Below are 22,854 nucleotides of genomic sequence, written 5' to 3' on the forward strand. Positions count from 1 at the left end.
ACTCCGGCCCATAGCTTCGTCTCAAGAACGAAGGAACTATTGGGGGGTTGGGGAATTGACGTTAAGTCAGCAGCAGACCATTGCCGCAGCAGTGGATCAGTGGATTACCGGCATGCCAGGGCGCATCGCAGGCCATGTCATTTTCGTGGAGAATCCCGAGCACATCGACTACGCGAAGACGCTGGTCACTGAGGGCTCGGTCATCCTTGCTCTCAATGGGGACAAGGACGACGAAGCCATCACAACAGTGTCCGGCTCGTTCGACGCCGCCGGCGAAGAACTCCTGGTAGACGGCACACTCAGCCTGGAAATCCAGGACTACGTGGCCATTCCTTTCGTCAATCTGGTGGGCGTAACAGTGGTCAGGATGACCACCAGCGAGGACTGGCATGCCTTCTTTGACGATGCTGAAGAAGCCCGGCGTTCAGGACATTTCGTCCGGCAGCTGACTGAAGCGAATGCTGTTCTGTCCGATCGGGCCTTGCTCGCAGCGACAGAACAGAGTATCTCCTTGGCAAGACTTCACATCACGTCGGACGGAAGGATTCTCAGAGGCCCCTATGGAGCGGAGATTGGCCGGGTCGGCGATGCGATTGAAGACCTGCACGCAAAGTCGCTGGGTCCCGGAGCAGCCATGGCTAACTGCAACGTGGACGTGGAGGCCCTCACCGCCAACCCGTGGATTCCGCGCTACCTTGCCGCATTGGATGCATGGAAGTTCATCCCCCGTGAAGCCCGCGAGACCACCAGGTTTGTGGGCTTCGGAGTCAGCCTCTTCGGCGCAGCATCGGGGGTCGCCTCGGCTTTCGCTCCTTTCATTGTCCAAAGGGCAGGGGAGTACACGTTGCTGGACACCAAGTCAGGTCGCGTCTTCAAGATTGGGGTTGATGCCGCCACCATCATCGAAGCCATCTCCAACTTCCGGGATATCAGCGCTGCTGCCACGGTGATAGCGCCAGCCCTCAACGTCTCAGAGGCCGTAGCCACAGGATCCGTGACGGCAGTCCTGAATCAATTCGAACAGCTCGGCATTGACCTCATCGGCACAAACCGATGACCGCACCCCTAAAACCCCGGACCCAGCTCCCGCTCTGGGTCCCCCTGGTAAGCCAGCACGATTTCGAAACAGCAAGCTACACAGCGGTCAGTGCCCAGGGCGTCCACGTCACCTTTGAAGACGGACGACGACGGCTCTGCGCGAGGAGCGGCCTATGGAACGCGAACCTCGGCTACGGCAACGCACGGGTTGCGGAGTCAATAACCAAAGAACTCGAAAAAGCGTCCTACCTCCCGCTCTTCCGGAGCGCGCATAGTAAGGCAATCGAGGCCTCGAAAGCCCTCCTTGAATTGCCCAAGCATCAATTCGAGCGCGTCCTCTTCTCCACCTCCGGAGGTGCCGCCAACGACGCCGTCATGAAGCTCGCCCGTCACTACTTTGTCCTGGACAAACAACCCGAACGCAAGCTCGTCGTCGGGTTAAGCGGGAGCTACCACGGGCTCACGTACGGAAGCCAGGCACTCAGCGGCGACGAGCTCGGCCAAGCCGTCTATGGCGTGGACAGGCGCAACATCCGGCATGTGCGGTTCGACGACGGCGGCGCTGAGCTGGCCCATCTCATGCAAAGGGAGGGGCATCGCATTGCGGCGTTCATCATCGAGCCCGTCCTTGGTTCGGGTGCGGTCGCCGTACCGGACGGTTTCGTGACCGCGCTCCTCAAGCACCGGGAGGAGCATGGGTTCCTTGTTGTGGCTGATGAAGTCGCCACAGGATTCGGCCGTATTAAAGGGTGGTTTGCTTCAGATGAGTGGCGGGAAGCCCCGGACGTCATTGTTACTTCCAAGGGACTGACCAACGGCACCATTGCATGCGCCGCCCTCCTAATCGGCCAGCGCGTAACCCAGCTCTTCGATAAGAACGAGGCGGTTTTCGTCCACGGCGAAACCCAAGCCGGAACACCAGCAACCTGCGCTGCCATTCTCACCACGATCTCCGAGATGAAAAGGCTGGATCACGCTACTTTGACTCAGCGGGTCTCGGAGGGTGTAAACACGCTCATTGCCAAACTCCAGGGCGTTCCAGGGGTCGGCGAGTCCTCAGGACGCAGCTGTATGAGGGGCATCCTGCTGCGAGCCAAGAGTGGATCACCCCTTTCTCCGAACGGTGTCCTTGCCGTCGCGCGGCGGATTCATCAAGCCGGAGCCATCGTGCAGCCTGGGCCAGGCCGGATCCAACTCCTGCCCGCACTGACCTTTACACAGGTGAACTTCGAGGAACTGCACGCGGCCATCGTCCACGGGCTGGCAAAGGCAGAACGCGACGGAGTTTTCGCATGATCGCGGACCGCGCGTGGAACACGCGTTGCGTCGTCCTCGACCCAGGGATGGCACCCAAATACATTGGCGGACTTACCCGCGGCCGGACCGGAATCGTGGTGGACAATGCACTCGCAGGACAGAGGGATGCCCTCTTGGTCGGCGACTTAAAGGGAGCGCCAACGTTAGACCTAAAAGCTGGCCCGGTCACAGTCGAGACCCTCAGGCTTGTAGGCGGCTTCATTCGCAAACAAGGGCTTCAGACCGTTGTGGGCCATGGCGGAGGTTCGGTGATGGATGCCGTAAAACTGGCGGCATTGTTCACGGCGGACCCGAGCCTCACGATCTTCGTCGAACGTCACGCCAAGCGTTCGGGTCTGATCGTTCTGCCTCCGGTCGCTTATCCAAATGAGCGTCCCCGAACCGTCCTCCTGCCGTCAACCGTGGGGACCGGCGCCGAAGTCAGCGCTGTAGCGTGCCTGGACACCGCCGTCGGGCGTCGTTTGATCGCCTCACGTCACCTGTCAGGTGACGTGGCAGTACTCGACGCCGGCAACCTCGCCTCCCTGCCTACGCAGCTGCTTTTCGAAGGGCTGCTTGAGGCGTTCCTCCGGGTGGCGGGGACCCTGATTGGCAGCAACTCCAACATTTTCGACGACGACGGTTACTCACTCTTGGCGCGGATCGTCAGGCTCGGCAATCGAGTGACCCGTGAGGACGGGCCCGAGCTGAGACTGATGGCGGCTCACCTCAGCCTGGAGACGCACACGGGTTGGGCCCTGGTAGCTCGGGACCCCTACGGAGCGAAGCACTGGTATGTCGCCAACGAACTCGCCTATATCACTGGGGCGAGAAAGATGACCGCCACAGCCTCGGTGATCAGTCCCATCTGGGAGGAGATCGCCAACGGAACCGCAGCCTGGGGTGACCGTAGTCGACTCCTGAAGCTCTGGTCAGTGGTTACGGATGCGGATCCTTCACTGGATCCCAACCCTGCCAAGGGCATCAACCAATTGATGTGGCGGTGGGGCATCGCGCGCCTGGACGCCATTAGCGAACAGGCGTTGATGAAGACCACCGCCGCCGCTCTCCGGAACTGGGGTGGCGGGCTGCCGATGCTGCGGGGCCTTGACGGCGTGCAGGTCCAGTACGTCCTCTCCAAGGCAGCGCTGGAACAACAAATCTTGCCAGGCCCAGTGGGCGAGCTACGAGCGGTAAGGGAAAGGGGGTGAGTACATGAGCAGCACTCTTGCACCCAGGACTTTGGACCTCAACATCCAGGAACTGGAAAGCATCGACGTCCCTGACGACTGGAGCGAACGCATCCACGGCATCACCGTTGGCCTCGCATTGATCGGGATCGCCGTCAGCATCACCTGACGAGCCCGAGCAGGCCTTCCAACTTGCAGCGAAGGGAGGTGAACGCAAATGCAGAAACAGCTCAACATCTCCATCCAGGAGATCGAATCGCTGGACACCCCGGACTTCAACAACTGGTTCATCGGAGTGTCCCAGGGAGTTGCCATCGGCATTATCGCCGTCAGCATCACCTAACCCGTCCGGGAAACGGACAGGCCGAACAACAGCACGAACTACAAGAGAAAGGAGTACGCAATGATCGCAAACTCGAACCTTCAGCTGACCATCGAAGAACTGGAGAACCTCGACACCCCGGACGATACCCCGTGGTACATGCGCGTTGGTGACGTCATCATCATCGCCGGCATCGTCATCGGAATCGCCGCCACCTAGCTGGTGCACGCGGGTGGCGCGACGCTTCGCCGCCGCCCGCGTGGATCCCCGACTCCTACCAACTCCCGGAGAACACGAGCTGATGAATATCCCGCCCGACAAATCTGCTGATGCCATCCTGCGCGTCCTTGGCCACCTGGATCCTCCCGAGGATCTGTACAGCGTCGCCGGCTCCCGTCTTTACGATCAGATCACTGCGGACGATCTGACCGAACTTCCCGAGATCCTGGCTGCGACACGTAAAACCACCGGGCCCATTCTGGAATTGGCTGCGGGATCAGGCCGGATCACCCGGCCGCTCCTTGCCTTGGGACGTCCTCTAACCGCCGTCGACTCCTCGCCGGAAATGCTCGCGATGCTCGCGGAAAGGATCCGCACCAAAGCCTTTAATCCCCGCGAAGTGCCGGTGGAATTGCTCGAGGCGGACATGTCCCGATTTGAGATCGACGGCGGCTTCGGTTGCGTCGTTCTCGGCGCCAGTTCCATCACGCTCCTGGACCCCCAAGACAGGAGGGAGTTGTTCCGCCGCGTCCGTGATTGCTTGATGCCCGACGGACGCTTCCTGTTGACGGTACTGAACGCCGACAGCCACCAGGGATCGGAAGGACACGACGGCGGAACGACAGTTTCGGCGCTGGGGGAGGACGCATTCCTTATCACCGTGGAAAGCCGTGATCCGGTCAACGGGGCCCGGCACGTAACCATGATCCACGTTGGCTTCGATGAAGGCGGCACGTACCGATCGTCCGCGTATTCAAGCGATATCGCGTTCGTCAGTAACAGCCTCATCGAGGAAGAAGTGCTGGCAGAAGGCCTCACCATCCTCGAGCGTCGGCCCGTCCGCATCGCCACGCAGGTGCCCGGCTTGGATGATGTCGAGCTCTGGGTGTGTGGCAGATGAGCATCGATCCAGTACTTACCCTTGATCCTTCGCTGGGTCTGGTGTCCTCGGCGACGGTCTATCTGCCCAACGATGTAGGGCTCTGGCGAACGGTGGCCTCCCTCGCTAATGGGAGGCCTGACGGGGAAGGGTTCGCGACCGCTGTTGGAGCTTTTGACGTGAAGAAGCGATCCTCCATGACGCGGGGCGCAGGTGAGGCCGTAGAGCGTTTCGCCTTGGCGCCCATGGCAGCGGACGCTGAACACCTTCTTGCTGCGAGGGACGCAATCGACAAGCGCATCGATTTTGTTAGCGCGGGCTTGGGACGCGCCTCCGCCCTCGCCTTCGACTTCCCGTGGTACCGGGCAACGGACTTGCTGACAGGCCAGGAATCACACGTACCGGCTCCTGTGGTGGACTACGCCGCTGGTGGATCCACGCATCCGGATCCATGGAACGGGTTCTTTGATCCATCGCCGAATGGCGCAGCGTCCGGTCCGTCAGAACACTTCGCGCGAGCATCTGGCATCGGTGAAGTCATAGAACGGGATGCCTTCCTTTCTGCCTGGCGCCATAGGGTTCCACTCCGCGAGTTCGTGGCTGGGTCGATGCCGGCAGATGTGCTCCACGCCCCAGGCACCAGGGGTTTACTTCTGCTTCTGGAAGCTGCACGCAAAGCTGACATCGCCCCAACACTGGCCTTCATCCCTCAGGGTGGAAGTCCCTTGCATGTTGCGGTCTGCATCATCACTGGTCCCACTGACCACGGGCACTTCGGCGCCGTTGGGCTCAAGGCGGCAGGTGACCCCGTCGCCGCTCTGAAGGGAGCCCTGCAGGAAGGCTTGCAGATTCGCGAACTCTTCTTGTCACGGACGCCATCAGCAGCTCCGTCAGCGGAAGTGATCGACGACGAATCCCGCGCCGAGTTCTGGACCACCGGGCAAGCTCTGGCTGAATTACTTTTGTGGGTTCGAACCTTCAGGCCTGCCCACTTTCCGCTTGTCAAACCCATTCCGAACGTCGACGTCCTGGTGAAGTTTTTGGCGGGGCGAGACATTCGATCACACTGGGTCAGCCTCACGCACCGCCTCCCAGCGGCAATTCAGGAGCTCGGGTGGGTAACGGGCAAGGCGATTTGTCCCGGTGCTGTTCCGCTGACGATGGATGAAACCAAAGGACTGGTCCGGATGCCGTCCGGTTCGGTCTGTGACCCCTCCGGTATGTCCCTAACACCGCACCCGCTGATATGAGAAAGCTCGCCATGCTCGGATCGCCCAAGACCCGGACACCCGTTCAGTGGCCGGTCCAGTTGGCGCCATCGACCTCCATTGATCAACCGTTAGTGGACGGCGGCCCCTGGATTGTTGCCACAAACAGTGTTCCAAAAGCCCGGGTTTCAGCAGATGTGGCCGCCGTCCTCAGAGCAGTTGATGGTGAGCGAAACCCCGCCCAGGTTGCCCACCTTTTGGGGTTGCCGTGGACGGCTGCCGACGTCATGGGGATCGTTCGGCAGCTGGCGCACACTGGCATCTTCGACGGCGGTGCACCCCCGCCGAGGGACCGGCGCGTTCAGTTCCGGGCACCCCTGACGGTGCAGTTCACCTTATTCAATCCGGCGCCGCTCCTGCTGCGGTTCCGCCCTGTGGTCGCTGCCTTTGCGCGGCCAATCGCTGCGCTGCCACTTGCCTTGCTTCTCATTGGCGGCATGCTGGGCGCCTTGACGGCTGGCCCGAACATTTGGCGGGTCTTGGCGACGCCGCTGCCACTTGGGGTGTATCTCTACATCGCTGGCGCGATGTTTGCCTCCACGTTGCTGCATGAACTCGGCCACGGAATGGCCCTCAGCTACTTTGGCGGCACGCCGCGGCGGATTGGCATCATGCTGTTCTACCTATCTCCGGCCTTCTTCTGCGACATAACCGATGGCTGGCGGTTGAGCTCACGTAAGCAGCGAGTGGTGATCGCGCTCGCTGGACCGCTGGTGCACCTTGGCCTAGGGGCCAGCGCGTTGGCGGTGCAGACTTTCCTTCCGGCATCCTCGGTGAAGGATGCGGCCCTGCTCTATGGCGTCATTTGTTGGGGCGTCGCCATTTTGAATCTCTTCCCGTTCATCAAGCTGGACGGCTACGTTGCCTTGATGTCCGCTGTGGACATCCCGCACCTTCGCCAGAAATCCGTAAAGGCACTGGCCGACGTCGTTGGCTCCCGGATTCTTGGAGCGCGGGCCACCTTTCGCGGCAATGGTTTGCTTCCATGGTTTGGATTGGCGAGCTTCATCGCGGGCGTCGGCTTCATGATGATTGGCTTCCAACGCGTCGTGCCGATCTTCCTGCAGCTCGGATACATAGGGCACATCGTGGTGTTTGCCATCCTCTGCCTGCTCATAGTGGTGGCGTTAAGGAGCGTGGTTCAGTTTTTCCGCGCGGCTGCGGAGAATGGAAGCCCACTGTGGAGGCGTGTCCTTTTCATGCTCGCAGGCTCTCTTGCTATCGGAGTTCTTCTCGCCGTGATCCCAGTGAATCGGGTAACCGTAGCGGGCTACACCTACATGAATGACCAGTTGCTCATCGTGACGCCCAACGGAGCCAGCGATGGCGCGCTGGAACCGGGCGACAGCGTCACCTTGCAGTCACAGGGAATGGTCATTCACGAAAACCTGGGCCGCGCCACGATTGGGGAGCACCCGCCGTCGTCATCCACTGCACCTGTGGACACCATGGTTCCTTTAGCGCTCGCAGGCACCACCCTGCCCGTGTTGGCGTACGTAGCTCAGGTGGAAGAAAGCACATCCCTCCCTGCTTCGGGACGGGCGGAAGTAACCAGCGGAGGCCAAACAACTTTGGGGGAGTGGCTCTGGCAAGCCGTTTCACATTCCCCGCTATGGCCTGGTCAACCCGAACGCGACGACTCCACGAGAGGGCACTCATGACAATCCACGCCAGCTTCGAAGGTTTCAGCAAGAGAAGGGGCAAACGATGGACCGTCGAGGAACTGACGTTCGATGTTCCTGCCGGGCGGGTTGTGGGATTGATCGGTCCCAACGGTGCCGGAAAGAGTACGGCACTTGGAGGGCTGACAGGTTTGGTGGAGGCGACGTCGGGCCGCGCAACCGTCTTCGGGACCGCCTATCGCTCACTAAGGAGGCCTGCCACTCGCGTTGGAGTGAACTTGGACGGGATGGAGGTAGAGCCTGGGTTGACGGGCCGCCGTCATCTTCAGATCTACCAGTTGGCAGCAGGCGTGAGCCGGGAAAACGTTGAGCGGGTCCTGGCAATCGTGGATCTTAAGGCTCACGCGGACAGGAAAGTCCGGGACTACTCGCTGGGGATGAAACAGCGGCTGGGGATTGCATCTGCCATCATCGGAAGCCCTGACCTGCTTGTCCTGGACGAGCCCGCGAACGGCCTGGACCCGGAAGGCATCCAGTGGCTGCGCGGCTTTCTGCGCGGGTTCGCGGAGTCCGGCGGGAGTGCCCTGGTCTCAAGCCACCAGCTGATGGAGCTCGAACAAATTGCCCACGACGTCGTCATTCTGAAGCAACGAACATTGTTCCACGGGACCCTCAAGGAAGCGAAGGCTCTCGGCGGCGGAAGCCTAGAATCTGCGTATTTCAAGATCCTGGAGGGTGCCCAGTGACGGTCCATTCGAACTCCAACTGGGCCGGTGGACTACGGGCAGAACTACTGAGGTACTTCAGCGGATATTCCATTTTGGGCATCATCGCTTTCAGCGCCTTGGTGCCCTGGTTCGTGGCCAACTTGCTCGGCTGGCCGGACAATGCAGATCAGCTTTCCACGGCGGACAACATTCAAGCATTTTGGGCTTTGGCCACCACTATTGCGATCGTGGCCACCTTTGCCGGGAGCTACCTGGTCACACGGGAGTCCTACTACGGGACCCTCCGACGCAGCGTGGTGATGAGCGGGCCAATGCACCTTGTTGCGGTCAAGTACGCCGCAGCCTTGGTGGTCGGGATCGCCACTCTGACGGCGGGGATTGTGGTTTGGGGAGCCAGCGTAGCCTTCACCCTGCCATTAGAAATGCGCGCGGACCTCCTCACCCCAGGGTCTTGGGAAGCCCTGCCCGGCGTCGTGGTCGCGTCCGCTATTGGTTCCCTGTGGGGTTGCTCGCTCGGCTGGATCATTCGGCACTACTACGCGACGACGATCGTCACCATGCTTATTCCGCTCGCCGTCGAACTGCCCATCTTGGCAAACGATCCGGAAATAGGGCGTTGGCTGCCCTCCGGCGCGTTGGCAGGCATTGCCTCTCTTCCTTTTGAGGGCCTTCTTTCACCAGGTCCAGCGTTCCTGGTCTCGCTGGCGTGGCTCCTCGCAGCCAGCGTTGGCGCTGTCGTGGTGCTCAAGAGAAAGGAGTTCTAAATGGTGTCCGCACTTCTTGCAGATCTTCGCCGCCCGTGGTTGTGGAAGGGTTCAGCGGTTGCCTCCTTGCTGGTGATCGGACTACTGGCTACGCTCCTGGTGACCGCCAGCGTCGAATCCACCATGGCCCCTCCGGGCTTTGACGAAGTTCTTCGAGGGGCAGGCTTATCGCTCATGCTCACAGGTGCGGGCGTGATGGGCTCTTGTTCCTTCACCGCGGATTTCCGGGCTGGGTGCCTTACGCGCAGGGTACTGCTGTTCCAACGGAACCCCGCATTCATTGCCCGAGCTCTGACAACCGCTCTCGCAGCAAGCCTGGGCGGCGCGATGGTTGGCATGTGCTTCGGTCTTGCCGGGGGAATAGCCGCCGAAGGACGGCAGCTCAGCCCGCACATTGTGCTGGCCTTCGCTGGAATGGCAGCGATGGGATCCACTTGGGGATTCGCGATTGGTTCCCTCGTTCGCAACCACCTTGTGAGCCTCTTCGCGGTTCCTCTCAGTTTGGTCGTGCCGCAGATCCTGTCCCTGGGCAATGCCGAGACGTACCTATTCCCATTCCAAGCTGCCAACTGGGCGAATCAAGTGGCAGTCCACATACCGGCGTCGGAGTCTTTCTTCGGGGCCGCTGCTTGGCTGTTAATCATCTTGGGGGCAGCCTGCGCCGTGTTCTCCAAGCGTGACTTGGCCTGACATCTACCACTCAATCAAGGAACTCATTGTGAATCGTAAACCGATGGTTTGGCTGCTTCTCGCCCTCGTCATGGCCTGTTACGCCACCTACATTTTCCTCTCAAGCGGCAGCGAATCTGTGTGGTCCCTCATTTCCGGAATCATCATCGCGGCCGCTTCGTTGGTGATGTTGTGGAGATTCTGTCGGGAACTCAAGACCAACCGCCAAGAGTGAACAATTCGGACGAATTGTGGCGAAAACTCTGGACTACGCGTGCGTACAAAGGCTTTGTCACCATCAATCAGGACACGTACTTGGAGGCTGACGGCTCAGTTTCAACCTGGGACGTCATCGCGGGCCCCGACTCCGCAGCGGTTCTCGCCTTCACGGAGGGCGGAACAGATGTGGTGCTGTTTGAGCAGTTCCGCGTTGGCCCAGGAAAGACCTTGCTGGAACTGCCCGGGGGATACCTGAATGAGAACGAAGCTCCCGTAGATGGCGGCCAGCGCGAGTTGGCCGAGGAAACAGGTTACGAGTCGTCAGCCGTCTACTACGCAGGATCCGAATGGTGGTCCGCCAACTCGTCCCGGCGGAAGCATTTGATCATTGCAGCAGAAGCCCGCCTCGGAAGCGACCCATCGTGGGACCCTTCCGAGGCGGGCTTCGTACGGCTATTGCCAAGCGATGAACTGATGGACTTCCTGCTGAGCGGTGAGCTGACGGACGCGGGACTCGCCTGCCGCGGACTCATGAAGTTCGCTGCCAGCACCCAACAGACCACGGCGTTGGAGAAATTGCAGCAAACAGTCCGAGGCCTGTTTCCGGGCTAGTACATCGATCACGGCCCGCTGCTTGGTTTCAAAACCATTGCCGATCCACCTCCACGACGAGTCGGCTCAGCCGCTGCCGTGAGCTTTCCGCCGTCGCCGAACTCAATCGCAGTGGCCGCACCTATTTCGGCTGCCGAGGTGAAGGCATCACCGGCCGGGACCAGATCGTGGCCCAACGATTCCAGCGCGGGACCGTAAGCATCAATGAAAGCCGGCTCGGAACTGACGGTGAGACCGTTTCGAGGAGCAGCCCGGGGAGCGGCGATGGCCTCGGAGATATCCATTCCCAGATCAACGCGGTTCAGGATGGTCTGCAACACGGTGGTGATGATGGTGGATCCGCCCGGGGAGCCGAGGGCCAGGAACGGATTACCGTCTTCCAAGATGATGGTCGGGGACATCGAAGAACGGGGACGCTTGCCTGGCTGGATCCTGTTGGGATCAGTCGCCTTATATTCGGCGCTGAAGTCAGTCAACTCATTGTTCAAGAGGAATCCGCGGCCTGGGACGACGATCCCGGATCCACCCGTCTGCTCAATGGTCAGGGTGTACTCCACCACGTTGCCCCATTTGTCGGCGACCGTCAGGTTGGTGGTGGAAATGTTCTCGGTGTCCGTCTCATCGGCGAGCGGTGCGGCCCCTGCCGGGCACGCGCCGTCGTACGTTGTGATGTCACCCGGGTCGACCGGCTTCTCAGCTGCCGCCGTCGGATTGATCTCGCAAGCGCGTTCCTTGCCGAAAACCTCGTCGGTGAGGACATCGGTGGGAACGTCAACGAATTTCGGATCTCCCACATAGGCGCCGCGGTCGGCGAACGCCAGCGAACTGGCCTCGAAGTAGTGGTGCAGCGCGTCCACCGGCTGCATGTCCTTCAGATCGAAGTTTTCAAGAATGTTCAGCGACTCGCCAACCGTGGTGCCGCCGCTGCTGGATGGCGCCATTCCAAAGACGTCATAGCCGCGGTAGTTCACGTGTGTCGGATCCTGGTTGATGGCTTCGTACGCAGCTAAATCGTCGGTGGTCATGAACCCGGTTGGAACGGGCAGATCAGTTTCACCCGATTTCGGCGGTGCCTTTACTGCGGACACGATCTCTTCTGCCAGCGGACCCGTGTAGAAAGCACTGGTGCCTTGCTTCGCCAGCAGGCGGTACGTCTCGGCAAGCTCGGGGTTCTTGAAGATACTCCCGACGGCGGGAGCGTCACCACCGGGAAGGAAAAGGTCCTGCGTGGAGGTGAACGTGTTGAAACGGAACTTGTTGTCCAGGGTTTGGTTTCGGAATGTCTCGTCCACCACGAAGCCGCGGTTGGCTACCTTGATGGCGGGCTTGAAGGCCTCGCCCAAGTTCAAAGTTCCCCAACGCTCAAGTGCGCGTTCCCACGTGGCCGGGGTCCCCGGGACGCCGACGGAGACGCCGCTGGTTGGCAGTTCGGGCCTCTTAGTCGTAAAGAGATAGGGCTTGCCGGTGGCGGGATCGATGAACGCATCGTTCGGCATGGCTGCCGGCGCTGTTTCGCGGCCATCAATCGTGCTGACTTTCTTTGTCTTGGCGTCGTAGAACACGAAATAGCCGCCGCCTCCAATGCCGGCGCTGTACGGTTCTGTTACGCCAAGGGTGGCGGCCGCAGCGACAGCGGCGTCGGCTGCGTTACCACCTTTGCGAAGGACTTCGATGGCGGCTGCTGAAGCTTCCGGATCCACGGTGCTTACGGCGCCGCCGTACCCCGTGGCAGTAGGGTTCTTATCGGTTTCGCGAGGATCGGCGAAGGCAGGACTGGCCACCGCTCCGCTAGTCACGCTCAGGGCCAGGGCTGCGGTGACCGCAGCCAGTTGGCGTCTCACATGTGTCATGGTTCTCCCAGTATTTTCCCAGACGATGATGTGGTTGGACGGTCCGGCCACCCTACTCCGGGGCTTTGGGGAGATTCAACGGTTGTAATTCTGGGCGTGAAAAGGGTAAGGAAGGGCCAAGGAGCCCGGTGGTATTGTTACTTATCATGATCAGCCCGCTCGCCTCACGGCTCGGGCTGATTTTCTTTAACCGGGCCCCTTCCAGCCGGTCCCTTTGCAGTGGAAATTCAGAGGTAGCTCTTCACGCTCCCGCGGAGTGCGTCGGCGTGGTCGTAGATCTCCTCCAGCGAGCTAATCGGTACGCGCGTTTCCTCTTTGTTCGCATCGAAGAGCCCGAGGTACTTCTGGCTTCGATTGAAGTGAAGCCGAGCGATCGGTTTGCGATTGTTGTCGTCGAGGAGAACGGCGAAATATGACTTAGCATCCCGTTGCACCACCCGCGTGGGTTTCACTTCGCTGCACACAATGGCCCGCACGATTTGGTAACCCTCAATTTCTTCGAGTGTCGTCTCAATGGCGTCGGCTTCTACAAGGTCCGCCTCAGCGATCGGCTTGCTGGAGACAGCAGCAGCAGCGACCTCATCGTTTGCTGTGTAGGCTTGGGCGCCGAGAGCTTTCTTTAGTCTCTCGTTGACTTGATCGTTCAGGAATTGCTTTGTTGCTTTCCCCACCAGCATGGTGAATTGCTCGCGAACACGCTGCGTATACGGTCCTGTGTAGACGCGAGTAGTGAGGAACTTGACCCATTCGTCCTCCGGCTCACGGAGCTGTGCGGCTAGTGTCCTCTTGAGCTCTCCGATGTACTTCAGTTCACTCGCTGCCCCAATGATGGAATCAAGGTCGAAAACGTCTTTGGAAAGCTTTTGGAGTTCCGGGAGGAGAGTCTCGTCAATATCGTTTAAGTCCAGGACCAGGAACGGCTTAGCGTCCATACGGTTGGGTGCATCGAGGTCAGTGAAAAACTGATAGGTTTCGCCGTTGGTGAGAATTGCAATTCTCGCGTTGGTTACCGCGAAGTAGCGGAAGAGCTGGGATGCGTGTTCGATCTTTACCGGTTCGATCGACTTCTTGCACTCAATGAGGATCTGAATTTCGCCATCCTTCACGATGGCATAGTCAATCTTCTCGCCCTTCTTTACACCGACGTCTGCCGTGAACTCCGGAACAACCTCCAATGGGTTGAAGACGTCATAGCCCAGAATTGACGAGATGAATGGCATGACGAAGGCGTTTTTCGTTGCCTCTTCCGTCTCTATAACCCCGCGCTGTTGGCGAACCTTTGCTGCCAGCGCCGCAAGTCGTTCTGCAAACTCCAATTTGACCCCCATGGTCTAAGGAACGATTAGTGAGCCCACAGTAGCGAGTGCTGGCATTAATCAGAAGGGATAGTCGTCCGAGGCTGGGCATTCAAATCATCATGTCCGGCCTAACGGTTCCCTTGCCAGCTTAAGAATCAGACAACCAGCCGCAAGGGCCGTTGCCCCAGTTGAACGGTGATTTCCTGCCCCCACGAGGCGGTCAGCCGATCATCCTCCATGCCATCGCCGAACACCACCAACTGGTCGGAGGCCACCGTGATCCGCAGGGCCTCGCCCGCTTCGAGCAGACCTTCAGTCAGCGAGGCACCGGTGACGGGGGATGGCCATGCCTCGCGAACGAACCAGGCAAGCCGGGGGTCTGTGGGTGCGGGCAGTGCCCGTCCGCCCCGTTCCAAGGCAATCGAGGCGCACCATCCGGTAGCGCCGGTGCCCGTGGAAACGATAAGGCCCGACGACGAGTGCCGCTCAGTCTGTCCGCCGGGGTTCGTGAAACTCGGCGCAGTAATGGAGTACTTCGCTGATTGGTGCGAGGCGTGCCCGATGAAAACTTCGTTCAGCGCCGAAAGCTGCTGGCCGTCGTCGAGCGTTGCTGTCACAGTGGTGAGGTTCTGGCAGTGAAGCCGTGCAATATCTCCCGAACCCAGCAACGTAGCTGCGGCCGCCGGGGTGTGCCGGACAAGGATGCCGGGATTGGCGCCGGGCTCAGGATCGATACCGATGACCGGCTGCCCGTTCAGGTACTTTGCCACGTTCGCCACCAAACCGTCCTGGCCCACCACGGCAATGACGTCCTCGGCTGTGAGGAGGAACCGGCTCAGGTCAGCGCGCTCCACTTCGGCCTGCCGCCATTCGGAAGGAACTGCCGCCCGAACCGTCGCGAGGGCGGCGGTGAGGCGATCGTGCCGGTCCTGAACATCCTGCATGCTGCGGCCCCGGGTGCGCAGGAAGAACTCTGCCTGCCCACGGGTGGCATGCCGGTCCAGGAGTTCCTGGAGTTCAGTCCGCCGGTGGACGAAGACGATTCTCGGGGTTGGCATAGCGAGTCCTTACTTGGTGATTTCGCTGGTTGCGGCTGGTTCCTTGAACAACCCTGCCAGCGCTCCGCTCAGCAGGTCCGGAGTGATGGTCAGATTCCCGATGTTCGGAAGGGATCCGGCTGCGTCCTTGAGTGCGAGGGCAAGCAGGGTAGCCTGCTCCATCCCGCGGTAAACCTCCATGGTGGCAGCTTCCCGGGCTGCGGCTGCTTCACCTACCAAGCGGATCTGGTTGGCTTCAGCGGCGGCCCCAATTCCCTTTCGTTCCGCGGAGCCTTGGGCCTCGATGAGTCCCGCGGCCGCTTTCTCTTCGGCACTCCGCCGTGCGTTGGCACCTTCCTGTGCCACCAGGTTTTTACGTCGTACGGCGAGTTCGATCTGGCTCGCCATCTCGTTTTCGGAAATCGTACGTTCACGCTCGACGGCGACTGCCCGCCTCTCGTACACGGCCCGGTCCGCTTCGGCCTGGAGCTGTTCACGCACCGGGGTCTGCAAAGCGCGTTCGACGTCGGACTCGGGCCGCACCGCGAGGACCTGGACACCGAGGATTTCGATGCCCGTGGACTGAAGCCTGGCGTCGGCCCGCAACGCATCGGTGAGGACCAGCCGTAGTTGGCTGACTCCGCGTTCGAGTGCTTCGGCGAGCGTGGTGGCGGCGATTTGGTCGATCGCGTGGCTCTGGCAGAGCTGGCCGATGATCGTGGACACTTGCTCCCGGCCCGTTGCCGGTGCGGATCCTACTGTTTGAAGGCCGAAGTCGAGGCGCGTGGAAACGGCGACAGGATCGATGAAGCGGTAGGTCACATTGGCCTGCACGCTCACGTCTTGGTGGTCGCGGGTGATGGCGTGGAACAGCGTGGGCAGTTCCTGATCGTCAACGGGAACTTCGCTCAGTACGGAGTTCGCAGGCCGGAACCAGAATGCCTGTCCTACTCCCTGGTGCTTCACTGTGCCCTTCTGCAGGTGCACGACGTAGCCAGTGGGGCTCCCAAGGAAGTGGTTGATCCAGGGGTAGCGCTTGATGATGGCCATGATGCTCTCCTTTTCGTTTGGTTATCGTCAATTTGACGATAACCAAACACTACGGCTGACCTAGGATTATTGTCAAGGTGACGATAAGTCTCTACGATTGCTTCATGCCTGAATCCCAAGCGGCGCCCGCGCGCTTTCCGGTGACCGTCGACGTCGTTGCCCTAACTGTTCGCGACGGCGGGCTGAATGTCCTGCTCATTACCCGCCTGATCGAGCCGTTTCGAGGCAAGCTCGCCCTGCCGGGCGGTTTCGTCCTCGCCGGCGAAGAACTGCTCGAGGCGGCGAGCCGGGAGCTCGCGGAGGAGACCGGCGTCGAACATCTCCCGGGCCATCTTGAGCAATTGGGGAGCTACGGCCCGAAGGGGCGCGACCCCCGGGGAGACGTCCTCACCGTTGCCCACCTGCTGCTGGCGCCGGACTTTCCCGTTCTCGCGGCGGGCAGCGATGCGGAGCAGGCTGGCTGGTACCCCGTGAACCAGGTTCTGGACGGCAGCGTCCAGCTGGCGTTCGACCACGCGAGAATCCTCGACGACGCCTTGGAACGCGCCAAGTCCAAGCTTGAATACTCACCCTTGGCCGCAGCCTTCTGCGGCGAGGAATTCACTATCGCCCAGCTCCGGGCGGTGTACGAAGCCGTGTGGGGAACCCGCCTGGACCCGCGCAACTTCCATCGAAAAGCGACAGGAACCCCCGGCTTCCTCGAGGATACTGGGCGCATGACAACGGGCGACGCCGGCCGCCCGGCTGCGCTGTTCCGGCTCGTCCCGGAAGCACGCCCGACGCCGGGCCAGCCCACGCGGGCGGTCCTGAACCCGCCCCTGATGCGCCCACGCGACTAACCGCCAGCCCGAGATTCAAAGTAACTGGCAGTAGTGGTTGTTCCCAGCGTTCAGAACAACCTCTACTGCCAGCCAGTTGGGTTCAAACCCGGACGCACTCCTTCGCGGCGATGACCTGGTTCAACTCGGCGAACACGTTGTCGGGTGTTCCGTTGGCGTCTACCCCGAGGAAGTCGGCGAACTCGGGGAGGGAGCGGTAGGCGGCCCGGAAAGCTTCCAGCTCAGACAGATCTTCGTGGTCGGCGCCCCGCGCCATGACCCGTCCATGAGCACGGCGCGGGTCAACGTCCAAGTGCACTATGAGGTCCGGATCGGGGAGCTTTTCCAGCAGCCAGGGGAGCAACCGGCCCCGGCTCAATCCAGCAGCGCGGCGCAGCGCAAGCTGGCAGTACAGATGCCTGTCCATGACCACCAGGCCGCTGAAACTCCGGGCTCGCGCATGTGAAACAAGGACGTTGCCCACGCGGATGCACGTCTCTACAAAATCGGCACCGCGTGGCGGCAACTTCCACCCGAATCGGTCGGAAATGAGCGACATCCGTCGCCGTGCAGCGTGGTTGCTGAGGAGCAGCGCGTTCCGCCCCTCAGCGCGGGCCGAATCCACCAAGGCGCGGGCCGCCGTCGTCTTTCCTGAACCGTCTATTCCTGTCAGAACAATGAGCATGGGGCCTCCCGTCGTCTCTAGTTCAACGGAGGAAAGGCCGGCCTTGTCCCTGGTTGAGGCATAGATCACGTCTTGGGCAGGGCCCGTTCACCCCAGAGGCCGCCACGTAAACCGGGGTTGCTCGCGGTTCAGGAACGCGCTGATGCCGATCTCCATGTCAGGACTATTGGGCATCGCGGACCAGGCCGCAGCCCATTCCTGATCGATGTCAGGCTGCCCGGCATCCGAAGCATCCGCAGCTTCCAGGTCCACCAACCGCTTCATGGAATGCACCGAGAAACGCGAGCGGCTCCGCAGGGAACCAAGAAGCGCCTCGCACTGTTGTTCAAAGGACGCAGAAGGAACGACGTCGGCCACCAAACCCAGCGCTTGGGCTTGCGTTGCGCTAAATGTTTGCCCGGTAAGGAGGACGTATTTGGCGTTGGCGTGCCCCACCAGCCGGACCAGCCGTTCAATCCCTGGGCGTGGGTAGATGATGCCGATCTTGGCCGGGGTCAACCCGAAGACGGAACGTTCGTTGGCGATGATGAAGTCGCAGGCAGAGGCGATTTGCCACCCTCCGCCCATGCAAGCGCCGTCAACCAAGGCCACTGTGGGTTTGGAAAGAGATGCAATGGCGTGATCGGCCAAGCTGAGGTGGTCAACCACCGAACCGTCCGGCTGGGGATCCAACAGCACGGACGAAAGCTCGCTGATGGAAGCCCCTGCGCAGAAAGTGTCGCCCGCACCGCGTAGAGCCACCACGGCAATATCGGGATCGGCGTCGAGCCTGGGCATCAGCTCCTGGATTTCCAGGCACATGGCCTTGGTGAGGGCATTGCGCTGCGCGGGGTTGCAGATTTCCACGGTGGCAATGCCATCAGCCACCGAAACCGCCATGCGGTCCACGAGGCCCACGAGGCCCTCAGGGCCCTCTGTGGAATCACGGGAAACACGAAACGCCTGCGAAACTGTGCTCATCGCTGGCCTCCAATCTGTGCCGAAACCGAAACCGAAACCGATGCCGGCCCGCACAGAATGCGCCCCTCGCGCTCAAGCCGGGTGACGTCGTCGTGGGTCATTCCCAGTTCCATGAGTACTTCGATGGTGTGTTCGCCGAGAAGCGGCGGGGGCGACAGGATTTCGCTGGCCTCGCCGTCCAGGCTCAGAGGCCCGCGTAGGAGTGGAAGTTCAGAGCCATCCCGCCGCTGGCTGTGCTGGACAAGACCCAGAGCGGCAACCTGCTCGGAGGCCAGAGCCTGTGTGTAGTTGTAGATGGGGCCGCAGGGGATCCCAGCCTGGCTGATCAACGGCACCCATTCGGCTGCCGGTTTGACTGCCAAGGCAGCTTCGATGAGTTCGGTAAGCAGTTGCCTGTTGGCCGAGCGGTCCGCCCCGGTGATGAAGCGGGGATCCTCTATTGCCAAGGGAATGCCTAACAGGCCGCAGAATGCCTTCCATTGTTTGTCGCTGCCCACTGCGATGTTGATGGGTTCGGTGGCAGTGGCGAACTTGCCGTAGGGGGCGATGACGGGATGGTTGTTTCCCTGCGGTGTGGGTGCTTCGCCGAGGCTGAGCGCCTTCTGTCCCTGAAAAGCAGACAGGTTCAGCGCGGTTTCCAAAAGCGAAGTGGACACCCTGCTGGCGTTCTCACCGTTGCGGGCTCCGAGCAGCGCTGCGAGGATCCCAAACGCGCACACCATTCCCGAGGTGATATCCACGATCGGTATCCCCACGCGGTACGTCTCGCCGGGGCCTGATCCCGTGACCGACATCAACCCGGACATTCCTTGGATGACCTGATCCAGTCCGGCGTGGTCCTTAAGGGGTCCAGTATTGCCGAACCCGGTGACGGATCCGACGACGAGTTCGGGATTGAGTTCGTCCAATCTTGACGAGGAGAATCCCATCTTCTGCAGGGTGCCGGGTTTGAAGTTCTCCACCAGGACGTCGGCTTCGGCTATCAGCGTGGAGAGGATGTCGCGTCCCTCGGCCGAGTAGAAATCGACACATACAGAGGATTTGTTCCGGTTCACAGAATCGAAGTAGAGGCTGTGGCCATCCTGGAACGGCGGCCATTGGCGGGCGGTATCGCCCCCATTGATGCTTTCTACCTTGATGATCCGGGCACCCATATCGGCCAGGAGTGCAGTGCAGTAGGGTCCCGCGAGGGCTCGGCTGAGATCGACCACGGTGATTCCGCGGAGTGGTTTGAGCATGGTGGGCACCTTTCGTGCGTAGAAGAGTGTGCAAAGGAAGCTAGAGGCTGGACGGAACCACCAGTGCACCGACCAGCAGGAGGGGTCCGACCACCACCATGGACAAGCCCCAGCGGGTGAGGAGCCTGGTGATGCGGGGCCGCTCGTCTGCATCGACCGTGGCTACGAAGGTGGCGCCGACGGTCGAGAACGGTGAGACGTCAACGATCGAGGAACACACGCCCAACGCGGCGATGACAGCCCACCCGGCAATGTCCCCGGAGGCCACGAGTGGCAGTGCCAGCGGCACCAGCGCCGCGAGCATTCCGGTGGTGGAGGCGAACGCGGAGATGAGTCCGCCGATCCCGCAGATCACCAGCGCGGCCAGCAGGGGAGTCCCGACGGCGCCCGCTGCTTCGCCGAGCATTGCAACGGCTCCCATGGTCTGAAGCACTCCGACGAACGTGATGATCCCGCCCACCAGCAACACGGTGGACCAGTCGATCTTCGCGACAGCCGATTTTCCGGATTGCGGATCGCAGAGGGTGAGGACTGAGGCGAAGGCGAAGCAGAGAATGCCGATGTCCGGATTTGAGCCCAGGACCGACATGAGGATGACGGTAAGAACCAGCCCGGCCATGCACAGCACCGTGATGATTTGGTTGCGGTTGAGCTTTGAGGCCGACGCCGGTACCTCCGGCGCCGATGCCGGGTCAAGGACCTGGACGGCTGCTTGCTTGCCGCGCGCAATGTTGCCTTCGCGCTCAAAGGGGTGCGACGGCGTCGGGCGGCTTGCGCTGAAGGATGGCAGCTGGGTGCCGAAACCGTCAGCGGTACGCGTGTTGAGTAGCTTGAATCCACCAAACATGACATAGGCGGCGGCCAGCAGCAGGAGATTGGTTCCCAGGGCGACGCTGAAGAGGACCAGGGGATCAAGGTCAATCCCTGCCGCTCGGGCTGTGCCGTACGTGACAATGCCGAACAGGCTGGTTGGCGCGAAGCCACCCGCGCTTAGGCCGGACCCAATGGCAATGCCCATCAGCATGCGGTCGATGCCATAGCGTTTGGCAAGTGGCATGCCGATGGGGGCCATGACCAAGCCTGCCAAGGGGGAGCCCATGGCTGAGATGCCGATGGTAAGCGCGAAAAATGCGATGGGCAGAAAGAAGGCGCAGTCACCTACCTTGGTGATGGCCATCTCGATGATGCGGTCGATCGTTCCGTTGGCCTGGGCGATCGAGAAGAAGTACGTGACACCTACCAGCAGGACGAGGATCCCGATGGGGAAGCCCGCCACCACTTTGTCGATGGTCATCCCTGCCATCCAAACGCCAACGCCGGCAGCCGCTGCGAACATGAGCACGCCAATGTGCACTTTGCGCAGGGTTGCCAGGACAAAGACGCCCACGAAGATGGCGAGGGCAGCTATTTGTTGTTCCAAGACCCGTTCTCCAATCAAACATCGTCGGTTCACTGGATGAACCAATGGTTCATTCTGGGAAATCGCCTGTACCGTAGGTCATAAGAAAGCGAGCGGTCAAGGGGGAGTGTGAATGAGTACGCAGAGTGTGGTCACGGCCATCCGGGTTCTTGAAGCCGTGTCGGACAACCAGCCGGCGGGCCTATCGGAGCTGAGCCGTGAGGTGGACGTCCCCAAGGCTACGGTCCTTCGCATGCTAAGGACCCTGGCGGAATTGGGATGGGTGGCGCAGTCTGAAGCGCAGGCGGGCAAGTGGGTCCTGACCAACCATGCTTTTGCCGTCGCAAGCCGGGGCAGCAGCGGCTCCGTTATCCGCGACGCCGCCATGGGCCCCCTGAACGCATTGCAGCTGGACACAACGGAGACTGTCCACCTCGCGGTCCCGGACCGCGGGTACATGCTCATCATCGAACGCCTCGACACGCCCCACGTCCTCAGGGCTTTCCTTCCCCTGGGGTCTCGACTGCCGATGCATGCCTCCTCCACCGGGATTGCCTATTTGTCCGCTGCTGACGACGCCATCGTGGATGACTATCTGGCCACACCCCTTGAAGCCCTCACGCCGCAAACCGTCGTTGACCCGGCGCAACTCCGGGCCATGATCGGGGAAACCCGCGCCCGCGGATACTCCATAAATGAACAGGGCCTCAGTACGGGAATTACCTCAATCGGGGTTCCTTTGTTGGGGCCGGGCGGTGTGGCGGCAGGATCAATCTCCATCTCCGGGCCGTCGAGCAGGATCGTGCCTGCCAAGTATCAGGAACACGGAGAGGCCGCTGCGGGTACTGCGCGGGAGATCAGCCAGGCACTCGGAGCCTTTTCGGGGAAGAGGTACTAAGTTTCCTGTCGAAATACTTCGCCGGAACAGAATGCGCGCCTATCATGATGCTGTGCACGTGCTTCGGAGGGCAGCGGTTCTGTTTGAACTGTTGTCATTTGGGGTAAGTACGGAATAAGGAGATCATTTCTCCGTTCGGTGCCCGTTGCTTTGGGGTGGAGCTCCAATTGGAGTCCCAGCGGACGCCTTCCTAACTGGACAAATTTGTTTGAAGGGATGCGTAGCTTAGATGAACACACTATTGGTGATTGCCGGCGTCATTGCGATCGTGCTGCTGCTTGTTGGCGGTTTAACCAAGCCCTGAGTTTCCTGCTGTGGGTAGGAATTATCCTGCTGGTCCTGGCGCTCATCGGCTGGGTTCTCGGCCGGGGCCGGTCACGCGTATGACAACTGATCCAACCGAAGTTGCCGGCTTCAGCCAGGTGCACGATGGGATCACGACACCAGGTCATCCGATCCCACGTGATCTTGGGGCACACGCCTCCAATGATCAGGTACCTGTTGGCGACGCATCCGGGGAAGGTTCGGAAGATGCCGCCGATGCCGGGGGGAATGAATCAGCGAATCCACCCGGGCCGGCAGAAGAAAAGGATGAGCGGACCGCAGATGATCGCGGTTTGACTACCGAAACCAATCCTTCGGATTGACATGGGTTTTGCGGTCGAGGGCAGGACAGGAATCCCTGCCCCGACCGCGCCCTTGGCCGCCCAGTAAGTAGTAATAGCTGGGTTTCCGTTTTATTGATTGGGGAAGAAATGCGAATCGGTTCAATTATTGGGCTGTTCGTAGTTGTG

24 protein-coding genes are annotated in these 22,854 nt (G+C 60.9%); 16 read left to right on the top strand and 8 right to left on the bottom strand.

Annotation, left to right across the window (positions count from 1 at the left end):
• The first annotated feature begins 55 nt into the window (after nt 1–55).
• The 14 genes from mpaB (at nt 56) to ACTAQJ_RS20450 (ending at nt 10,827) form a co-directional block, all read left to right on the top strand.
• Nucleotides 56–1,057, top strand: a complete 1,002-nt coding sequence (gene mpaB, locus ACTAQJ_RS20385; RefSeq protein WP_498698918.1) for a daptide biosynthesis RiPP recognition protein — start codon at nt 56–58, stop codon at nt 1,055–1,057.
• Nucleotides 1,054–2,334: a daptide-type RiPP biosynthesis aminotransferase gene (gene mpaD / locus ACTAQJ_RS20390; RefSeq protein ID WP_498698919.1), complete on the top strand. Its 1,281-nt coding sequence runs from the start codon at nt 1,054–1,056 to the stop codon at nt 2,332–2,334. Before mpaB ends, mpaD begins: the two co-directional genes overlap by 4 nt.
• Nucleotides 2,331–3,545, top strand: coding sequence for a daptide-type RiPP biosynthesis dehydogenase (gene mpaC, locus ACTAQJ_RS20395; RefSeq protein ID WP_498698921.1), 1,215 nt, complete (start codon nt 2,331–2,333; stop codon nt 3,543–3,545). The genes mpaD and mpaC overlap by 4 nt, the downstream gene beginning before the upstream one ends.
• 4 nt (nt 3,546–3,549) lie before the next feature.
• Nucleotides 3,550–3,693 (top strand): daptide-type RiPP, encoded by a 144-nt coding sequence (locus ACTAQJ_RS20400; RefSeq protein ID WP_477513865.1) that lies wholly within the window; start codon nt 3,550–3,552, stop codon nt 3,691–3,693.
• 48 nt (nt 3,694–3,741) lie between these two features.
• Nucleotides 3,742–3,867, top strand: a complete 126-nt coding sequence (locus ACTAQJ_RS20405) for a daptide-type RiPP (RefSeq protein ID WP_263422335.1) — start codon at nt 3,742–3,744, stop codon at nt 3,865–3,867.
• Between the two features lie 60 nt (nt 3,868–3,927).
• On the top strand, nt 3,928–4,065 hold the full coding sequence (locus tag ACTAQJ_RS20410; protein WP_431116703.1) for a daptide-type RiPP: 138 nt from the start codon (nt 3,928–3,930) through the stop codon (nt 4,063–4,065).
• Nucleotides 4,066–4,147: 82 nt separating this feature from the next.
• Nucleotides 4,148–4,966, top strand: a complete 819-nt coding sequence (gene mpaM, locus ACTAQJ_RS20415; RefSeq protein WP_477513864.1) for a daptide-type RiPP biosynthesis methyltransferase — start codon at nt 4,148–4,150, stop codon at nt 4,964–4,966.
• Entirely contained in the window at nt 4,963–6,195 is a 1,233-nt protein-coding gene (locus ACTAQJ_RS20420; protein WP_498698924.1) for a YcaO-like family protein, read from the top strand. The genes mpaM and ACTAQJ_RS20420 overlap by 4 nt, the downstream gene beginning before the upstream one ends.
• 11 nt (nt 6,196–6,206) lie before the next feature.
• Nucleotides 6,207–7,874: a daptide biosynthesis intramembrane metalloprotease gene (mpaP, locus tag ACTAQJ_RS20425; RefSeq protein ID WP_498698926.1), complete on the top strand. Its 1,668-nt coding sequence runs from the start codon at nt 6,207–6,209 to the stop codon at nt 7,872–7,874.
• A complete protein-coding gene (locus tag ACTAQJ_RS20430; protein WP_498698928.1) occupies nt 7,871–8,581 on the top strand; it encodes an ABC transporter ATP-binding protein in 711 nt (236 codons plus the stop codon). The genes mpaP and ACTAQJ_RS20430 overlap by 4 nt, the downstream gene beginning before the upstream one ends.
• On the top strand, nt 8,578–9,327 hold the full coding sequence (locus ACTAQJ_RS20435; RefSeq protein ID WP_498698929.1) for a hypothetical protein: 750 nt from the start codon (nt 8,578–8,580) through the stop codon (nt 9,325–9,327). Before ACTAQJ_RS20430 ends, ACTAQJ_RS20435 begins: the two co-directional genes overlap by 4 nt.
• A complete protein-coding gene (locus tag ACTAQJ_RS20440; protein ID WP_498698931.1) occupies nt 9,328–10,017 on the top strand; it encodes a hypothetical protein in 690 nt (229 codons plus the stop codon).
• Between the two features lie 28 nt (nt 10,018–10,045).
• Entirely contained in the window at nt 10,046–10,231 is a 186-nt protein-coding gene (locus tag ACTAQJ_RS20445) for a hypothetical protein (RefSeq protein ID WP_477513858.1), read from the top strand.
• Nucleotides 10,228–10,827 carry an NUDIX hydrolase gene (locus ACTAQJ_RS20450; protein ID WP_498698934.1) on the top strand — a complete coding sequence of 200 codons (600 nt, stop codon included), beginning with the start codon at nt 10,228–10,230 and terminating at the stop codon, nt 10,825–10,827. Before ACTAQJ_RS20445 ends, ACTAQJ_RS20450 begins: the two co-directional genes overlap by 4 nt.
• 8 nt (nt 10,828–10,835) lie before the next feature.
• Here ACTAQJ_RS20450 and ggt read toward each other — a convergent pair whose 3' ends face one another.
• The 4 genes from ggt to ACTAQJ_RS20470 form a co-directional block, all read right to left on the bottom strand.
• A complete protein-coding gene (gene ggt, locus ACTAQJ_RS20455; RefSeq protein ID WP_498698936.1) occupies nt 10,836–12,677 on the bottom strand; it encodes a gamma-glutamyltransferase in 1,842 nt (613 codons plus the stop codon).
• A gap of 227 nt (nt 12,678–12,904) precedes the next feature.
• The gene (locus ACTAQJ_RS20460) at nt 12,905–13,993 is read right to left on the bottom strand and encodes a type I restriction endonuclease (protein WP_498698938.1); all 1,089 of its coding nucleotides are present in this window, start codon (nt 13,991–13,993) and stop codon (nt 12,905–12,907) included.
• Between the two features lie 137 nt (nt 13,994–14,130).
• Nucleotides 14,131–15,033: a diacylglycerol kinase catalytic domain-containing protein gene (locus ACTAQJ_RS20465; RefSeq protein WP_498698940.1), complete on the bottom strand. Its 903-nt coding sequence runs from the start codon at nt 15,031–15,033 to the stop codon at nt 14,131–14,133.
• 9 nt (nt 15,034–15,042) lie between these two features.
• The gene (locus ACTAQJ_RS20470; RefSeq protein ID WP_498698943.1) at nt 15,043–16,062 is read right to left on the bottom strand and encodes an SPFH domain-containing protein; all 1,020 of its coding nucleotides are present in this window, start codon (nt 16,060–16,062) and stop codon (nt 15,043–15,045) included.
• A gap of 104 nt (nt 16,063–16,166) precedes the next feature.
• On the opposite strand from ACTAQJ_RS20470, the gene ACTAQJ_RS20475 reads away from it, so the two are divergent.
• Nucleotides 16,167–16,901 (top strand): NUDIX hydrolase, encoded by a 735-nt coding sequence (locus ACTAQJ_RS20475; protein ID WP_498698945.1) that lies wholly within the window; start codon nt 16,167–16,169, stop codon nt 16,899–16,901.
• A gap of 82 nt (nt 16,902–16,983) precedes the next feature.
• Here the strand turns inward: ACTAQJ_RS20475 and ACTAQJ_RS20480 are convergent, their stop codons facing one another.
• The 4 genes from ACTAQJ_RS20480 to ACTAQJ_RS20495 all read right to left on the bottom strand — a co-directional run bounded on the left by ACTAQJ_RS20480 (nt 16,984) and on the right by ACTAQJ_RS20495 (nt 21,183).
• Complete coding sequence (locus ACTAQJ_RS20480) at nt 16,984–17,565, bottom strand: dTMP kinase (RefSeq protein ID WP_498698948.1); 582 nt, start codon at nt 17,563–17,565, stop codon at nt 16,984–16,986.
• Nucleotides 17,566–17,652: 87 nt separating this feature from the next.
• On the bottom strand, nt 17,653–18,525 hold the full coding sequence (locus tag ACTAQJ_RS20485; protein ID WP_498698951.1) for an enoyl-CoA hydratase/isomerase family protein: 873 nt from the start codon (nt 18,523–18,525) through the stop codon (nt 17,653–17,655).
• Nucleotides 18,522–19,763, bottom strand: coding sequence for a CaiB/BaiF CoA transferase family protein (locus tag ACTAQJ_RS20490; RefSeq protein ID WP_498698953.1), 1,242 nt, complete (start codon nt 19,761–19,763; stop codon nt 18,522–18,524). Before ACTAQJ_RS20490 ends, ACTAQJ_RS20485 begins: the two co-directional genes overlap by 4 nt.
• A gap of 40 nt (nt 19,764–19,803) precedes the next feature.
• On the bottom strand, nt 19,804–21,183 hold the full coding sequence (locus tag ACTAQJ_RS20495; RefSeq protein WP_498698955.1) for an SLC13 family permease: 1,380 nt from the start codon (nt 21,181–21,183) through the stop codon (nt 19,804–19,806).
• Between the two features lie 112 nt (nt 21,184–21,295).
• On the opposite strand from ACTAQJ_RS20495, the gene ACTAQJ_RS20500 reads away from it, so the two are divergent.
• Nucleotides 21,296–22,060 (top strand): IclR family transcriptional regulator, encoded by a 765-nt coding sequence (locus tag ACTAQJ_RS20500; RefSeq protein WP_498698957.1) that lies wholly within the window; start codon nt 21,296–21,298, stop codon nt 22,058–22,060.
• Nucleotides 22,061–22,854 lie beyond the last annotated feature (794 nt).

The organism is Arthrobacter sp. alpha11c, assembly GCF_054149985.1.

Coding starts and splice junctions, on each gene's coding strand:
- ACTAQJ_RS20475 (WP_498698945.1), top strand. CDS start 16,167: ATGCCTGAATCCCAAGCGGCGCCCGCGCGCTTTCCGGTGACCGTCGAC.
- ACTAQJ_RS20420 (WP_498698924.1), top strand. CDS start 4,963: ATGAGCATCGATCCAGTACTTACCCTTGATCCTTCGCTGGGTCTGGTG.
- ggt (WP_498698936.1), bottom strand. CDS start 12,677: ATGACACATGTGAGACGCCAACTGGCTGCGGTCACCGCAGCCCTGGCC.
- ACTAQJ_RS20440 (WP_498698931.1), top strand. CDS start 9,328: ATGGTGTCCGCACTTCTTGCAGATCTTCGCCGCCCGTGGTTGTGGAAG.
- ACTAQJ_RS20485 (WP_498698951.1), bottom strand. CDS start 18,525: ATGAGCACAGTTTCGCAGGCGTTTCGTGTTTCCCGTGATTCCACAGAG.
- mpaP (WP_498698926.1), top strand. CDS start 6,207: ATGCTCGGATCGCCCAAGACCCGGACACCCGTTCAGTGGCCGGTCCAG.
- ACTAQJ_RS20465 (WP_498698940.1), bottom strand. CDS start 15,033: ATGCCAACCCCGAGAATCGTCTTCGTCCACCGGCGGACTGAACTCCAG.
- mpaC (WP_498698921.1), top strand. CDS start 2,331: ATGATCGCGGACCGCGCGTGGAACACGCGTTGCGTCGTCCTCGACCCA.
- mpaM (WP_477513864.1), top strand. CDS start 4,148: ATGAATATCCCGCCCGACAAATCTGCTGATGCCATCCTGCGCGTCCTT.
- ACTAQJ_RS20410 (WP_431116703.1), top strand. CDS start 3,928: ATGATCGCAAACTCGAACCTTCAGCTGACCATCGAAGAACTGGAGAAC.
- ACTAQJ_RS20405 (WP_263422335.1), top strand. CDS start 3,742: ATGCAGAAACAGCTCAACATCTCCATCCAGGAGATCGAATCGCTGGAC.
- ACTAQJ_RS20470 (WP_498698943.1), bottom strand. CDS start 16,062: ATGGCCATCATCAAGCGCTACCCCTGGATCAACCACTTCCTTGGGAGC.
- ACTAQJ_RS20490 (WP_498698953.1), bottom strand. CDS start 19,763: ATGCTCAAACCACTCCGCGGAATCACCGTGGTCGATCTCAGCCGAGCC.
- ACTAQJ_RS20400 (WP_477513865.1), top strand. CDS start 3,550: ATGAGCAGCACTCTTGCACCCAGGACTTTGGACCTCAACATCCAGGAA.
- mpaD (WP_498698919.1), top strand. CDS start 1,054: ATGACCGCACCCCTAAAACCCCGGACCCAGCTCCCGCTCTGGGTCCCC.
- ACTAQJ_RS20430 (WP_498698928.1), top strand. CDS start 7,871: ATGACAATCCACGCCAGCTTCGAAGGTTTCAGCAAGAGAAGGGGCAAA.
- ACTAQJ_RS20480 (WP_498698948.1), bottom strand. CDS start 17,565: ATGCTCATTGTTCTGACAGGAATAGACGGTTCAGGAAAGACGACGGCG.
- ACTAQJ_RS20500 (WP_498698957.1), top strand. CDS start 21,296: ATGAGTACGCAGAGTGTGGTCACGGCCATCCGGGTTCTTGAAGCCGTG.